The organism is Pseudomonas viridiflava (genome assembly GCF_900602065.1).
Classification (GTDB): Bacteria; Pseudomonadota; Gammaproteobacteria; order Pseudomonadales; family Pseudomonadaceae; genus Aquipseudomonas.
Genome location: NZ_UWFN01000265.1, coordinates 458,072 through 473,063, shown reverse-complemented (window position 1 = coordinate 473,063; position 14,992 = coordinate 458,072). Strand labels below are relative to the sequence as shown.

Below are 14,992 nucleotides of genomic sequence, written 5' to 3'. Positions count from 1 at the left end.
CGCTTCGTTACTATTCTTTCAAAACCCTTGGTTAGACTCCATGCAGCGCAAGCACAGACTTGCTCATGCATAACAACAAGAAAAGGTTAAATCGATGAATTCAATTTCCCGCCTCGCAGCTGTCATCTCTGTCGCCTCGTTGTTCCCTCTGAGCGCTCTAGCCGCTGATTCGAAAGGCACCGTCGAAGTTGTCCACTGGTGGACCTCCGGTGGCGAGAAAGCGGCTGTGGATGTGCTCAAGGCTCAGGTAGAGAAAGACGGCTTCACATGGAAGGACGGCGCAGTTGCCGGTGGTGGTGGTTCGACGGCCATGACTGTGCTCAAGAGCCGCGCCGTATCCGGTAATCCACCGGGCGTCGCGCAGATCAAAGGCCCGGATATTCAGGAATGGGCGTCCACCGGCTTGCTCGACACTGACGTCCTGAAAGACGTTGCCAAAGAAGAGAAGTGGGACGGCCTGCTGGACAAGAAAGTCTCCGACACCGTCAAGTACGACGGCGACTATGTGGCCGTGCCGGTCAACATTCACCGCGTCAACTGGCTGTGGATCAACCCGGAAGTCTTCAAGAAAGCCGGTATCGAAAAAGCCCCCACCACCCTTGATGAATTCTACGCCGCAGGCGACAAGCTGAAAGCCAAGGGCTTCATCGCCCTGGCTCATGGTGGTCAGCCATGGCAAGACAGCACCGTCTTTGAAGCCGTGTTGCTGTCGGTCATGGGCGCTGATGGATACAAAAAAGCCTTTGTCGACCTGGACGAGAAAACCCTGACTGGCCCGGAAATGGTCAAGGTGTTTACCGAGTTCAAGAAGGTCGCTGGTTACATGGACCCGAACCGTGCCGGTCGTGACTGGAACGTCGCTGCTGCGGACGTGATCAACGGCAAGGCCGGTATGCAGATCATGGGTGACTGGGCCAAGAGCGAGTGGACTGCTGCCAAGAAGGTAGCGGGCAAGGATTATCAGTGTGTGGCGTTCCCGGGCACCGACAAGGCCTTTACCTACAACATCGACTCTCTGGCGGTCTTCAAACAGAAAGACAAAGGCACCGCTGCGGCTCAGCAAGACATTGCCAGAGTCGCGCTGGGTGAAGACTTCCAGAAGGTCTTCAGCATCAACAAGGGTTCGATCCCGGTTCGTAACGACATGTTGAACAACATGGAAAAGAACGGTTTCGATTCCTGCGCCCAGACCGCAGCCAAGGACTTCCTGGCTGACGCGAAAACCGGTGGCCTGCAGCCAAGCATGGCGCACAACATGGCGACGACCCTTGCCGTGCAGGGCGCGATCTTCGATGTGGTGACCAACTACATGAACGATCCAAAGGCTGATCCTGCCAAAGCGCCGGCCCAACTGTCCTCGGCTATCAAGTCCGCCAAGTAACGCTTTCTGAAGCTGCACCGCTGGTTCGCCAGCGATACACCCAGCCGTAGTGCGTGCTGCCGACACCAGAGTCTGGTGTCAGGCACGCCTGCGCACTGGAAACGATGTTTTCAATGTGGATGATTCGATGAGCTCTGTCGCTGCCCTCAGCAAAGCCTCGCCACTCGATGCGCTGCAACGCTGGCTGCCCAAGTTGGTGCTCGCGCCGAGCATGTTCATCGTGCTGGTCGGTTTTTACGGTTACATCCTGTGGACGTTCGTGCTGTCGTTCACCACCTCGACTTTCCTGCCCAGTTACAAGTGGGCCGGGCTTGCGCAGTACGTGCGTCTGTACGAAAGCGACCGTTGGTGGGTGGCAAGCAAGAACCTGATCGTTTTTGGCGGCATGTTCATCGCCATCAGCCTGGCTATTGGCGTCGTGCTCGCGGTGTTTCTCGATCAGCGTATTCGTCGCGAAGGGTTTATCCGCACGATTTATCTGTACCCGATGGCGTTGTCGATGATCGTCACCGGTACTGCCTGGAAGTGGTTGCTCAACCCGGGTCTGGGCCTGGACAAAATGCTTCGGGACTGGGGCTGGGAAGGCTTTCGCCTGGACTGGCTGGTAGACCCTGATCGCGTGGTGTACTGCCTGGTGATTGCTGCTGTGTGGCAGTCGTCCGGGTTCATCATGGCGATGTTTCTTGCCGGGCTGCGTGGCGTTGATCAATCGATCATCCGTGCCGCGCAGATTGATGGCGCGAGCATGCCGAAGATTTACTGGAAAGTGGTGCTGCCAAGCCTGCGTCCGGTGTTCTTCAGTTCGGTGATGATCCTCGCGCACATCGCAATCAAGAGTTTCGACCTGGTGGCGGCGATGACGGCTGGCGGACCGGGTTACTCCTCGGATTTGCCCGCCATGTTCATGTACTCGTTCACCTTCAGCCGTGGCCAGATGGGCATGGGTTCGGCCAGTGCGATTCTGATGCTTGGCGCGATCCTGGCGATTCTGGTGCCGTATCTGTATTCCGAGCTGAGGACCAAGCGCAATGACTAGTCATGTCGGCAAACCAGCCTTCAGCTTCGGTCGTATCGCCATTTATGCGGTATTGATCCTCGCGTGTCTGCTGTACCTCGTACCGCTGGTGGTCATGTTGCTCACCAGCTTCAAAACACCTGAAGACATCGGCACCGGCAACCTGCTGAGCTGGCCCACCGTGGTCACCGGGATTGGCTGGATCAAGGCCTGGGCGACGCTGGATGGCTACTTCTGGAACTCGATCAAGATCACCGTGCCCGCTGTTCTGATTTCAACGGCCATCGGTGCACTCAACGGCTACGTGCTGTCGATGTGGCGTTTTCGCGGCTCGCAGTTGTTCTTCGGCCTGCTGTTGTTTGGCTGCTTCCTGCCGTTTCAAACGGTATTGCTGCCTGCGTCTTTCACGCTCGGCAAGATGGGGCTGGCCAGCACTACCACCGGGCTGGTGTTCGTGCACGTGGTTTACGGTCTGGCCTTCACCACGCTGTTCTTCCGTAACTACTACGTGAGCATTCCGGACGCGCTGGTCAAGGCTGCGCGGCTGGATGGTGCGGGTTTCTTCACGATCTTCGGCAAGATCATTCTGCCGATGTCGACGCCGATCATCATGGTTTGCCTGATCTGGCAGTTCACCCAGATCTGGAACGACTTCCTGTTTGGTGTGGTGTTCTCCAGCGGCGATTCGCAGCCCATTACCGTGGCGCTGAATAACCTGGTCAACACCAGTACCGGGGTCAAGGAATACAACGTTGATATGGCGGCCGCGATGATCGCCGGGCTGCCGACATTGCTGGTGTACATCGTCGCTGGCAAGTATTTCGTGCGTGGGCTCACGGCCGGCGCAGTCAAGGGGTAAACATGGCAACGCTCGAATTACGTAATGTAAACAAGACCTACGGCGCGGGCCTTCCGGACACGCTGAAAAACATCGAATTGCAGATCAAGGATGGCGAGTTCCTGATTCTGGTCGGGCCTTCCGGCTGTGGTAAGTCGACCCTGATGAACTGCATCGCAGGGCTGGAAAACATCAGTGCCGGGTCGATCCTGATCGACGACGCCGATGTCAGCGGCATGAGCCCCAAGGATCGAGACATCGCCATGGTGTTTCAGTCCTACGCGCTGTACCCAACCATGAGCGTGCGCGAGAACATCGAGTTCGGTCTGAAGATTCGCAAGATGAGTGCTGCGGCCATCGACGAAGAGGTCACCCGCGTCGCCAAGCTGCTGCAGATCGAGCATCTGCTCAATCGCAAGCCGGGGCAGTTGTCCGGCGGTCAGCAGCAGCGCGTGGCGATGGGGCGTGCCCTGGCACGACGGCCGAAGATTTATCTGTTCGACGAACCCCTGTCCAACCTCGACGCCAAGCTGCGCGTCGAGATGCGTACCGAAATGAAGCTGATGCACCAGCGTCTGAAAACCACCACGGTTTACGTCACCCACGATCAGATCGAAGCAATGACTCTGGGCGACAAAGTGGCGGTGATGAAAGACGGCATCATTCAGCAGTTCGGTACGCCCAAACAGATCTACAACGATCCAGCCAACCTGTTCGTTGCCAGCTTTATTGGTTCGCCACCGATGAACTTCATTCCACTGCGTCTGCAACGCAAGGAAGGGCGTCTTATTGCGTTGCTCGACAGTGGCCAAGCGCGTTGCGAGTTGCCTTTGGGCATGACCGACGCGGGGCTGGAAGACCGCGAAGTAATCCTTGGTTTGCGCCCTGAGCAAATAGTGCTCGCGCCTTCGGAGGCCAACGGCCTGCCGACCATTCGCGCCGAAGTTCAGGTCACCGAACCCACCGGGCCGGACACACTGGTGTTCGTCACGCTCAACCAGAGCAAGGTCTGCTGCCGTCTCGCACCAGACGTTGCGCCGCAGGTAGGTGAAAGCCTGACCCTGCAATTCGACCCGGCCAAAGTTCTGCTCTTTGATGCCGCCACTGGCGAGCGACTGGGCGTGCTTGCCAGCCAGCAGCCAGTCGAACGTGCAGCCAATGTCACCCAGATCAACCGTAACTGACCGGACACTGCCAGCCGGGCGCTCACTGCCATTCAGAGCGTTCTGCCAGCGAACACGAAGTAGTCGATGTCAATGCCGTAAAAGCTAATAACAATAAAATGAGGATCCAAGGGATGAAGAAGCTACGCAATAAATCGCTTAATCAGTTCCAGCTTGTCGGTGGTTTGTCCGTATTGAGCGCGCTGGTTTTTTCCAGTGCGGCTTACGCCATCGAGCCTTACAACCCCAACGGGCATATGACCGGTGACTGGGGTGGCGTGCGTAAAGAACTGTATGACAAGGGCTATGATTTCTCGCTGGAATACGTTGGCGAGATGGGCTCCAACATTCACGGCGGCTACGACACCGACAAGACGGCTCGCTACAGCGACCAGTTCGCACTCGGCGTTAACATCGACCTGCAAAAAGCTTTCGGCTGGAACGATGCTGAGTTCAAGCTGGCAATCACTGAGCGTAGCGGCAAGAACATCTCCAATGATCGTCTCGGCGATCCGCGCGTCGGCACACTCAGTTCCTCGCAGGAAGTCTGGGGTCGTGGTCAGACCTGGCGCCTGACACAGATGTGGGTCAAACAGAAATTCTTCGACGGCAAGCTCGACATCAAGGCCGGCCGCATGGGCGAAGGCGAAGACTTCGGCAGCTTCCCTTGCGACTTCCAGAACTTGACGTTCTGCGGCACTCAGGCCGCCAACTATGTGGATACCTGGTACAACTGGCCTGTCAGCCAGTGGGCGTTGCGTGTGAAATACAACATCACGCCTGAGGTGTACGCACAGATCGGCGTCTACGAGCAGAACCCGTCCAACCTGGAAACCGGAAACGGCTTCAAGCTGAGCGGCAGCGGTTCCAAAGGGACGCTGGTGCCGGTTGAAGTGGTGTGGTCGCCAACCGTTAACTCGCTGCCTGGCGAATATCGGCTGGGTTATTACTTCAGCAGCCCGAGTGCCGACGACCGCTACGAGGATGTCAACGGCCAGCCTCAAGGTCTGACCGGTGCAGCGTTCAAGTCGCGTAACGAAAAAACTGGCTGGTGGGTCGTGGCGCAGCAACAGGTCAGCACCTTCAGTGGCGATCCGTCTCGCGGCCTGACCCTGTTTGCCAACGCCACCGTGCATGACAAGGACACCAACTTCGTCGACAACTTCCTGCAAGTCGGTATGGTCTTCAAAGGGCCTTTCGATGCGCGTCCGAAGGATGACATCGGCATCGGTGTTTCGCGTATCCACGTCAACGATAACGTCACCGATCGTGCCCGTCAGATCAACGCCGTCAATGGCATCAGCGACTATGACAACCCAGGCTATCTGCCTATCCAGAAGAGCGAGTACAACTCCGAGATCTACTACGGCGTACACGTTACCGACTGGCTGACTGTCCGCCCCAACCTGCAATACATCAAAAGCCCGGGTGGCGTAGATCAAGTGGATAACGCTCTGGTCGCGGGTATCAAATTGCAGACCAAGTTCTAAACGATCAAGGGTCGTGTGTGCTTTGCGGGCAGCCTGGCTGCCCGTTTTTTTGAGCAAAAGAATGCTTTGTCTGTAGGAGCTGCCGAAGGCTGCGATCGCGATCTGCCAGATGTACCGCATCGCAGCCTTCGGCAGCTCCTACAGACCCAGTGGCGCAGGACAACAATGACCACCAATCAAGCAGATGCATCCGAACACCCCCTACAGCGCTTCTTCACATCCCGACGCGCCCGGCCGACCTTCGAATGGGAGCGTCATCAGCGACGCGACGTGTTGCTGATTGATCATCCGTTGTGTCAGGCAGTGTTCAGCCGGCAGGGCGCACAACTGCTGCATTTCCAGCCCACGGGTCAGAAACCCTGGCTGTGGTGCGCATCGCGCTGGCCGCAGGTGGGTGCGATCCGTGGCGGTGTGCCGGTGTGTTGGCCCTGGCATGGGAGGCATCCCGTTGAGTCGGGCTGGCCCGCGCATGGCTGGGGTCGATTGCTGGACTGGAAACTGATCGACAGCCGCGAAAGCGAATCCGGCGTCAGTCTGCATTGGCGTTTGCAGCTGTGTGACTGGCAGGCCGATCTGTATGCCGAGCTGGGGGAGGGTATGGAATTGCGCCTTGGCACCTCTCACGAAGACAGCGAACCCTGTCAGTTCGGCCACGCTTTGCACGCTTACTGGCGCATCAGTGACGTCGCCGATGTGGCCTTGCACGGCCTGGAAGGCGCTGAGGGCTTCGATCAGTTGAATCGACGGGCATGTCGGCAGGAGGGCGAGTTACGCGTCGCGGGTGGCTGCCAGCGGGTATTCGAGCACAATGGTCCGTTGCAGCTACAGGATCAATCCTGGCAGCGCCGTCTGAGTATTAACAGTGGCGCCAACGCCAGTACTGTCGTCTGGCATCCTGGCAGCCGACCCTTGCTGGGTGTAGCAGGCAAGGAGGCATCAGGTTTCGTTTGCGTTGAAGCAGCGTCAGGCGGCGATGAAAGCCTGAGCCTTGCGCCGGGAGAGCAGGTCGAGCTGAGTTTACAGGCGTGTTTGCTGCATTGAAGGCAAACACAGGAGCCAACATGCAACTACTGGATTTCTGTAGGAGCTGCCGAAGGCTGCGAAGCATTTATCCTGATACGCCGCGATCGCAGCCTTCGGCAGCTCCTACAGAAAGCTTTAAGCGCTACCCCTGATCCTCAACCGGATACCGGCTGTCATTCAAACTTTCCTTGATCTTGCGCAGGTGCGGCTGGAAGTCCACGCCGCGGCGCAGGGTCATGCCGGTAGCCAGCACATCGAGCACTGTGAGCTGGATGATCCTGGAAGTCATCGGCATATAGATGTCGGTGTCTTCCGGCAGTGGAATGTTCAGGCTTACCGTGCTGGCTTGGGCCAGGGGCGAACCGGCTGCTGTGAGCCCCAGCACTGAAGCGCCATTGGCCCGGGCAATGCGCGCCACTTCCACCAGTTCCCGTGTACGGCCTGTGTAGGAAATGATCACGAACAACTCGCCGGTGTGCGCCACCGAGGCAATCATGCGCTGCATGAGCACGTCGGCATGGGCGGTGACCGCCAGATTGAAGCGGAAGAATTTGTGTTGGGCGTCCAGCGCCACCGGTGCGGAAGCGCCCAGACCGAAGAAGTGGATCTGGCGCGCCTGAATCAACATGTCTACCGACTTGCTGATCAGGGCCGGGTCCAGTTGCTGAACGGCGCTGTCCAGTGAGGCAATTGCGCTGCCAAATATCTTTTTGGTGTACGCCTCGGGGTCATCGTCGGCTTCTACCGCACGGCTGACGTATGCAGCACCGCTGGCCAGGCTCTGCGCCAACTGCAATTTAAGTTCCGGGTAACCACTGACGGCGAAGGAACGGCAGAAGCGATTGACCGTTGGCTCGCTGACTTTGGCTGCCTGGGCTAATGCCGCAATACTGAAGCGAGTTGCTTGTTGTGGGTTAAGAAGAATCGCTTCAGCAACCTTGCGTTCAGCCTTGTTGAGTTCTTCGAGGCGGCTCTGGATCTGCTCCAGAAGATTTCTTGAGTGGTCCATTCAAAGTCCTAATCAGGCAGATTTGCTCAGGTTTTTTTGAGGGCAGGCAGATAGGCCCTTTAGCCTGTAGCAAAGGTGGCCTATCGTACTCAGGGCCTGTGTTGATCACCACTGGAATATGCTTTTAGATTGAATGTTGTGGTTATTACTACATATGGCCTTGAGTAACGCCTTTAAAAAAGGTATTTGTAGCTTAACTTGATAAAAGAACCAACATTATGCTCTCGATTACGGTTGAACCGTGCACTTTTGCCTTGTTTGGCGCCTTGGGCGACCTGGCAGTGCGCAAGCTGTTCCCGGCGCTTTATCAGCTCGACCGCGCTGGATTGCTGCATGCCGACACGCGAATTCTCGCGTTGGCGCGTGAGTCTGGCGACGCACAGCAGCATTTGGCACACATCGATGAATCGTTACGCCGCTTCGTTCCTGAAGCACAGCTTGAAACGGAACACGTGGAGCGTTTTCAGGCGCGTCTGAGCTACCTGCACGTCGACTTTCTCAAGGCTGAGGATTATGTCGCACTGGCAGAGCGCGTGGGCGACGCAGAAACCCTGATTGCCTACTTCGCCACGCCTGCTTCGGTGTATGGCGCGATCTGTGAAAATCTGGCCTCGGTGAACCTGACCGAACGTACTCGTGCAGTGCTGGAAAAACCTATCGGCCATGACCTCGCTTCTTCGCGTCGGGTCAACGACGCCGTGGCGCAGTTCCTCCCGGAAAGTCGCGTTTATCGTATCGACCACTACCTGGGCAAAGACACCGTTCAGAACCTGATCGCCCTGCGCTTTGCCAACAGCCTGTTTGAAACCCAGTGGAACCAGAACCACATTTCCCACGTTGAAATCACCGTGGCAGAGAAAGTGGGCATTGAAGGCCGTTGGGGTTACTTCGATCAGGCCGGGCAATTGCGCGACATGATTCAGAACCACTTGCTGCAATTGCTGTGTCTGATCGCCATGGACCCGCCGAGCGACCTGTCTGCTGACAGTATTCGTGACGAAAAAGTGAAGGTGCTCAAAGCCCTCGCGCCCTTCACCCCGGAGCGGCTGGCTACTCAGGTGGTTCGCGGTCAATACACGGCGGGTTACAGCGAGGGCAAGGCCGTGCCGGGTTATCTGGAGGAAGAAAACTCCAACACCCAGAGCGATACCGAAACCTTCGTTGCGCTGCGTGCCGATATCCGTAACTGGCGCTGGTCGGGTACCCCGTTCTACCTGCGTACCGGCAAGCGTATGCCGCAGAAACTGTCGCAGATCGTGATCCATTTCAAAGAGCCGCCGCACTACATCTTCGCCCCCGAGCAGCGCATGCAGATCAGCAACCGTCTGATCATTCGCCTGCAGCCGGACGAAGGCATTTCCTTGCAGGTGATGACCAAGGATCAGGGCCTGGACAAAGGCATGCAGCTGCGCAGCGGCCCGTTGCAACTGAATTTTTCCGACACTTACCGCAGCGCGCGCGTCCCTGATGCCTATGAGCGTTTGTTGCTGGAAGTCATGCGCGGCAATCAGAACCTGTTTGTTCGCAAAGATGAAATTGAGTACGCCTGGCAATGGTGCGATCAACTGATCGCCGGCTGGAAAAAGGCGGGCGATGCGCCCAAGCCTTATGCCGCCGGATCGTGGGGGCCGATGAGCTCCATTGCCCTGATTACTCGTGATGGGAGATCGTGGTATGGCGATATGTGAACTTGAATTTCCCCAAGGCCTTGTGGCCCGGGAGTTCGATAATCCTCAGCAGTTGGCGCAGACGTTGGCCGCCAACGTTGCCGAACAGCTTAACGCTGCAATCAGCGCCAATGGCGTAGCGACCCTGGTGGTTTCCGGTGGTCGCAGCCCGGTGGCGTTTTTCCAGAGCCTGGCTCAGCAGCCGCTGGACTGGTCGAAAGTGGTCGTCAGCCTGGCTGACGAACGCTGGGTGCCGGTCGAGCACGCCGACAGCAACGCAGGCCTGCTGCAGCGTTTCCTGTTGCAAGGCCCGGCGGCCAAGGCGCGCTTCTTCGGTCTATACACCGTCGCGCCGAGCCTTGAAGAGGCCGCCGACGCGGCTGATCAGGCACTGGCTGAGCTGCCGCCGATTGACGTGCTGATTCTGGGCATGGGCGATGACGGGCACACCGCATCGCTGTTCCCCGAGAGCCCGAACCTGAGCGAAGCGTTGCGACTGGACAGTACTCGCCGTTGTTTACCGATGCTGGCGCCTGCTGTTCCGCATCAACGCTTGACCATGACGCGTCAACTGCTGGCTTCGGCGCGCCTGCCGATCCTGTCGGTTTCCGGTCAGGCCAAGCTCGACACCCTGCGGGCCGCATTGGCGGGCGATGACCTCGCTGAAATGCCAATACGCGCCTTTCTTGACTCTTCACTTGAGATTTACTGGTGCCCATAACAAAAGGATCCGCCGCCATGAACACCGTCGATAACACTCAGCCGCTGAACAGCATGGCGAACAAGATCAAGCAGATTGACGAACTCTGCGCCAAGGCAAAAATTTTGCCGGTCATCACCATCCTGCGTGACGAGGACGTCCTGCCGCTGGCTGACGCCTTGGCCGCCGGTGGCATGACGGCGCTGGAAGTCACTTTGCGCTCGGCATTTGGCCTGAGTGCAATCCGTATTCTTCGTGAGCAGCGCCCTGAGCTGTGCGTCGGTGCAGGCACCATTCTTGACCGGCACATGCTGGCCGACGCCGAGGCGGCGGGTTCGCAATTCATCGTCACGCCGGGCAGTACGCAGGACTTGCTGCAAGCCGCGCTCGACAGCCCGTTGCCGCTGTTGCCGGGCATCAGCAGTGCGTCGGAAATCATGATTGGCTACGCCATGGGCTATCGTCGCTTCAAGCTGTTCCCGGCGGAAATCAGCGGCGGCGTCGCGGCGATCAAGGCGCTTGGCGGTCCGTTCAATGAAGTGCGTTTCTGCCCAACCGGCGGCGTCAACGCCGACAACCTCAAAAGCTACATGGCCCAGCCCAATGTGATGTGCGTGGGCGGGACGTGGATGATCGACAACGCCTGGGTCAAGAACGGCGACTGGGGCCGTATCCAGGAAGCCACCGCGCAGGCGATGGCGTTGTTTGACTGATTAATCCGCGGTTTGTGGGAGCAGAGCTTGCTCGCGATAAACGATAACGCGGTATGGCTTCTGGCTGCGTCTTATGCATCGCGAGCAAGCTCTGCTCCCACAATTCGAAATCCGTTGCTCACCCCAACTGCTGCAACGCCTCAACCAACAGCTCCATATCCGCCGCTGAGGTACTGAACCCCGGCGTAATCCGGATACACGGTCCACAGGCAGCGCCTTGGCGGGCGACGGTGAACAGGTTGTATTCCTCCAGCAAGCGCTCAACCATCCGCTGCTGATCCTGTTGCCGAGTAAAGCGCAACGCGGTAATCCCGCAATACAGGCGCGGGTCGTCCGGGGTCAGAATTTCAACCTGCTCCAGGTCTCTTGCCGGCTTGACCCAAAGGTCTCGCAGGTAGCTCAGACGTGCGCCCTTAACTGCCGAACCGCCCATCGCCAGATGCTCTTCGAATACTTTGGGCAGCGTCATCCACGCCGGGATGTTCGGCGTGCCATAAGGCACCAGTGACAGGATGTCATCGGCATCGTAGCGGGTGTCGCCCATGTCCGGGTCGACAGCCGAAATGCGCTCGCGGGCCACATAGATAAACCCCAGACTCAACGGCGAGCCGATCCATTTCTGCAGGTTGTATCCGGCGAATGCCACGCCCAACTCGTCGAGTTTGAAGTCCAGTTGGCCGAGTGCGTGGGCGCCGTCGAGGATGACATCCACGCCGTGCTCTTTAGCCAGACCGGCAATGGCCTGAACCGGCATCACCAGCCCCGTGCGATGGGTGACATGAGTCAGCGCCATCAGCTTGAGCCGGGGATACTGCTCGAACGCCTGCTGATAGCTGTTGAGCAGGCTGTCGTAGGTGGCGGGATGGACGTGGGAGATTTCGATGACTTCGACACCACGGCTTTTCGCCAGCCAGCGCATGGCGCTTTGCACACTGATGTAATCAAGATCGCAGATCAGCACCTGATCACCGGGCTGCAACTGGTTGTAGTTACGGATCAGCGATTGCAGGGATTCGGAGGCGCAGCGGGTAATGGCAACTTCCTGCGCGCTGACCTGGAGCAATTGCGCCAGTTGCGCGTGGATCATGCCGCTGTCGTAGGCATCGAACTGGCGACGCACGTACACCGAGTTGCTGCGGTTCACGTAATCAATGTTGCGCCGGTAGTCCTCCTGCACCTCGCGGGTCATGCGGCCGAAGTAACCGTTCTCTAGATTGATCGGCCCCGGTTCCACGTCATATCGTCCAGCGATACCCTGCCAGAACTGTTCATCCCTTGCCTGTTGCTTGAGCATTGCGTCCTCTCTTTCTGACTGAATGACTGCTCCTACAGGGGCAATCTGCACGCAACATTGGATGGCCCTGAAAATCCATTGCTATTGGCGGTCGTTGTACTTCTTTCTGGGCCTCGTGCGCAGCGGATCAAGCAGCTCCGACAGACCGTTATGATCGATCTCCTGCATCAATGCCAGCAAACTGCCTAGCTCACCTTTAGGAAAGCCTTCGCGCGCAAACCAGTTCAGATACTGGCCCGGCAAGTCAGCGAGCAGCCGCCCCTGATATTTGCCAAACGGCATCTCGCGAGTGACCAGCAGCAAAAGTTTTTCCGGATCCATAAGGTTTACATCGCCTGATTTCAGAACATCCCCACGATACGTGCATTCTGCATGCAGGCCAAAGGACAGTTCATGCATAAATCACGAGCCATCTGTCTGGTGTTAATACTAAGTTGATGATTTTAAAGGAATAAATAAATTTAAAAAAGCTGGCATGCGCCCTGCAATTACTCATGCATGCAAATCATTTTGTATAAACCTGCCCATAAGGAACTTGAAAAATGACTGACATCAATAAAGAATCGATCTCCCTTCTGAACGACCTGATCGAAACCAGCAAAGATGGCGAGAAAGGTTTTCAGACCAGTGCAGAAGACATCAAAAACCCTGCGATCAAAGCATTCTTCCTGAGCCGCTCTGCAGAGATCAAAACGTCGGTTGCTGAATTGCAAGCCGAAGTGCGCTCGCTGGGCGGTGATCCAGAAACTTCTTCCAGCGTAAGCGGTACTTTGCACCGCGCCTGGGTTGATCTGAAGTCGGCGCTGACCGGCAAGGACGACAAAGCGATCCTCGAAGAAGTAGAACGTGGCGAAGATGTCGCGCTGAAAGCGTACAAAGAAGCGCGCGAGAAAGCGGTCAAGGACAATCTGCCAGCATCCGTGCAGTCGCTGATCGACAAGCAACTGCAAGGCGTTCAGGCCAACCACGACAAAGTTCGTGACCTGCGCAATGCTGCTCGTGCCGAGAAAGCTGCACACTAAGACGTGAATGTCTGAAAAAACGCCAGCCAGTCTGGCGTTTTTTTATGGCTGCAATCTGCTCCGTCAAGCTGTACGTCGGTTGCAGCTCAAAGGCTAAGCGGGCTCAACCCGGTTACGCCCTTTGCTTTTGGCGACGTACAACGCCTTGTCCGCTGTCTTGAACAACAGGTCGATGGTCTCACCCGTTTTAGCCTCAGCGCAGGCGATGCCAATGCTCACGGTAATCGGCTGGCTATCGCTGGCGTAGGGCGGGATCGCTTCCACTGCTTTACGAATGATCTCTGCGATTACACGGGCGCCCTCCAGGCTCGTCTCACCTAACACCACCACGAACTCTTCGCCGCCATAGCGCGCAACGAAGTCGCCTGGTCTTCTGATGTTGTGGGCGATGGTCGATGCAACGTTGCGTAGCGCTTCGTCCCCGCCGTGATGCCCATGACGATCATTGAAGGCTTTGAAGTGATCGACATCTACCACCAGCAGCGAAAGCGGTTTGCCTGAGCGCATCCCGCGCGTCCATTCGCTTTTCATCACTTCGTCGAGCCGACGCCGATTGGCCAGCCCCGTCAGGGCATCGGTTGACGCGCGGGCTCTGAGCTCGCTTTCTGCCTGATGCCGCAGCCTCAATTCGCGGCGCAGCAACAGGCTTAGCCAGAGAATCCCCAGGCACAATACGGTGGTGGCGGCCCCGACCAGCAGCACATTACGGTTCCAGAGGGCATAGACCTCTTTTACGGACTGGCCTACCACCACAATCAACGGTAACTCGCCAACATGAGAGAAGGTATACAGCCGCTCTTTGCCGTCCACCGACGAAATTCCGGAAAAGCTGCCGTTACCTTCTTCAAGAATGCGTTTGAAATTGGGGCTGGAGGCAAAGCTTTCGCCGATGATGTCTTTGCCGGGTATGTCCGGGTGACGAGCGAGCAGCGTGCCGTCAGTGTTGAGCAGCGTGACGTTGCTGTCCGGACCGATGTCCAGCGTGCGAAACAGTTGCTTGAAATACACCAGGCGCATCGCAGCGCTGGCGATGCCCTGAAACGAACCGTCTTCGCCAGAGATGCGACGGCTGAAGCTGATGCACCAGTCTTTGAAACCCCAGTGCGCCTTGAAAGGTGCACCGACCATCATGTCCAGCGACGGGTTACTCATGTGCTCCTGAAAATGAGGGCGGTCGGCAAGGTTATAGGGACGTGGTTCAAGTGATGTGGAGTCAGCGAGAATTCGGCCGTCTTTGTCGATTAACAGCAGGTCACCTTTGTAACGCGCTGCAGTGGAGCGATCGAACAAAACCAAATGGCGCAAGTTCGGGGCAATGCCCTGCAACTCGGGCAGTTGCCACGCGTTGATCATGCCTTGCAGTGAAGTGTCGTAAAGCTCTGCATTACGTAATACATCGGCATCAATCAAACGCACGATATTGGAAGACGCCCGGGCTGCTGCTTCATTTGCATCCCGGCGCTCGCGGATCAATAACGAAACGACAATGATCGCGATAGCGGTGATCGCCAGCACACTGCCGAAAATCAGAATAATTTCTGGTCGCTGCCAATTTTTACGAGATGCCTGCATGGCTTGGGGAGCAATCATTGCTGGGGATAAACTCGGAAAATGATGAATGCTTCTTCAACTCTTTGTTTTTAAAGAGTTTAAAGATTTTAAAGAGTTTTTATATAT

Annotated in this window: 14 protein-coding genes; 10 read left to right on the top strand and 4 right to left on the bottom strand. The window is 57.1% G+C overall.

From position 1 onward, the window contains the following. The first annotated feature begins 94 nt into the window (after window positions 1-94). The 6 genes from EE949_RS17360 (at window position 95) to EE949_RS17335 (ending at window position 6,928) form a co-directional block, all read left to right on the top strand. On the top strand, window positions 95-1,381 hold the full coding sequence (locus EE949_RS17360; protein ID WP_122665395.1) for an ABC transporter substrate-binding protein: 1,287 nt from the start codon (window positions 95-97) through the stop codon (window positions 1,379-1,381). A gap of 127 nt (window positions 1,382-1,508) precedes the next feature. After that, window positions 1,509-2,417: a carbohydrate ABC transporter permease gene (locus tag EE949_RS17355; RefSeq protein ID WP_122665394.1), complete on the top strand. Its 909-nt coding sequence runs from the start codon at window positions 1,509-1,511 to the stop codon at window positions 2,415-2,417. Then, window positions 2,410-3,255, top strand: a complete 846-nt coding sequence (locus EE949_RS17350; RefSeq protein ID WP_122665393.1) for a carbohydrate ABC transporter permease — start codon at window positions 2,410-2,412, stop codon at window positions 3,253-3,255. The genes EE949_RS17355 and EE949_RS17350 overlap by 8 nt, the downstream gene beginning before the upstream one ends. Window positions 3,256-3,257: 2 nt before the next feature. After that, window positions 3,258-4,418, top strand: a complete 1,161-nt coding sequence (locus tag EE949_RS17345; RefSeq protein WP_122665392.1) for an ABC transporter ATP-binding protein — start codon at window positions 3,258-3,260, stop codon at window positions 4,416-4,418. Window positions 4,419-4,531: 113 nt separating this feature from the next. Then, the gene (locus EE949_RS17340; RefSeq protein WP_122665391.1) at window positions 4,532-5,887 is read left to right on the top strand and encodes a carbohydrate porin; all 1,356 of its coding nucleotides are present in this window, start codon (window positions 4,532-4,534) and stop codon (window positions 5,885-5,887) included. 165 nt (window positions 5,888-6,052) lie between these two features. Further along, the gene (locus EE949_RS17335) at window positions 6,053-6,928 is read left to right on the top strand and encodes a D-hexose-6-phosphate mutarotase (protein WP_122665390.1); all 876 of its coding nucleotides are present in this window, start codon (window positions 6,053-6,055) and stop codon (window positions 6,926-6,928) included. 124 nt (window positions 6,929-7,052) lie between these two features. On the opposite strand, the gene EE949_RS17330 is transcribed toward EE949_RS17335, so the two are convergent. Then, window positions 7,053-7,919, bottom strand: coding sequence for a MurR/RpiR family transcriptional regulator (locus tag EE949_RS17330; protein ID WP_027901054.1), 867 nt, complete (start codon window positions 7,917-7,919; stop codon window positions 7,053-7,055). A gap of 218 nt (window positions 7,920-8,137) precedes the next feature. On the opposite strand from EE949_RS17330, the gene zwf reads away from it, so the two are divergent. From zwf to EE949_RS17315, 3 genes are read left to right on the top strand one after another with little or no spacing between them, the layout of a single operon-like run. Continuing rightward, the gene (zwf, locus tag EE949_RS17325) at window positions 8,138-9,607 is read left to right on the top strand and encodes a glucose-6-phosphate dehydrogenase (protein WP_122665389.1); all 1,470 of its coding nucleotides are present in this window, start codon (window positions 8,138-8,140) and stop codon (window positions 9,605-9,607) included. Next, window positions 9,594-10,307: a 6-phosphogluconolactonase gene (gene pgl, locus EE949_RS17320; RefSeq protein WP_122665388.1), complete on the top strand. Its 714-nt coding sequence runs from the start codon at window positions 9,594-9,596 to the stop codon at window positions 10,305-10,307. The genes zwf and pgl overlap by 14 nt, the downstream gene beginning before the upstream one ends. A 17-nt stretch (window positions 10,308-10,324) precedes the next feature. Then, entirely contained in the window at window positions 10,325-10,999 is a 675-nt protein-coding gene (locus tag EE949_RS17315; protein WP_122665387.1) for a bifunctional 4-hydroxy-2-oxoglutarate aldolase/2-dehydro-3-deoxy-phosphogluconate aldolase, read from the top strand. Window positions 11,000-11,117: 118 nt separating this feature from the next. Here the strand turns inward: EE949_RS17315 and EE949_RS17310 are convergent, their stop codons facing one another. Next, on the bottom strand, window positions 11,118-12,293 hold the full coding sequence (locus EE949_RS17310; RefSeq protein ID WP_122665386.1) for an aminotransferase class V-fold PLP-dependent enzyme: 1,176 nt from the start codon (window positions 12,291-12,293) through the stop codon (window positions 11,118-11,120). 81 nt (window positions 12,294-12,374) lie between these two features. Next, a complete protein-coding gene (locus tag EE949_RS17305) occupies window positions 12,375-12,614 on the bottom strand; it encodes a DUF3820 family protein (protein WP_122665573.1) in 240 nt (79 codons plus the stop codon). 221 nt (window positions 12,615-12,835) lie between these two features. On the opposite strand from EE949_RS17305, the gene EE949_RS17300 reads away from it, so the two are divergent. Beyond that, the gene (locus tag EE949_RS17300; RefSeq protein WP_122665385.1) at window positions 12,836-13,315 is read left to right on the top strand and encodes a PA2169 family four-helix-bundle protein; all 480 of its coding nucleotides are present in this window, start codon (window positions 12,836-12,838) and stop codon (window positions 13,313-13,315) included. A 93-nt stretch (window positions 13,316-13,408) separates the two neighbouring features. Here EE949_RS17300 and EE949_RS17295 read toward each other — a convergent pair whose 3' ends face one another. After that, complete coding sequence (locus EE949_RS17295; RefSeq protein ID WP_122665384.1) at window positions 13,409-14,905, bottom strand: sensor domain-containing diguanylate cyclase; 1,497 nt, start codon at window positions 14,903-14,905, stop codon at window positions 13,409-13,411. Window positions 14,906-14,992: the final 87 nt, after the last annotated feature.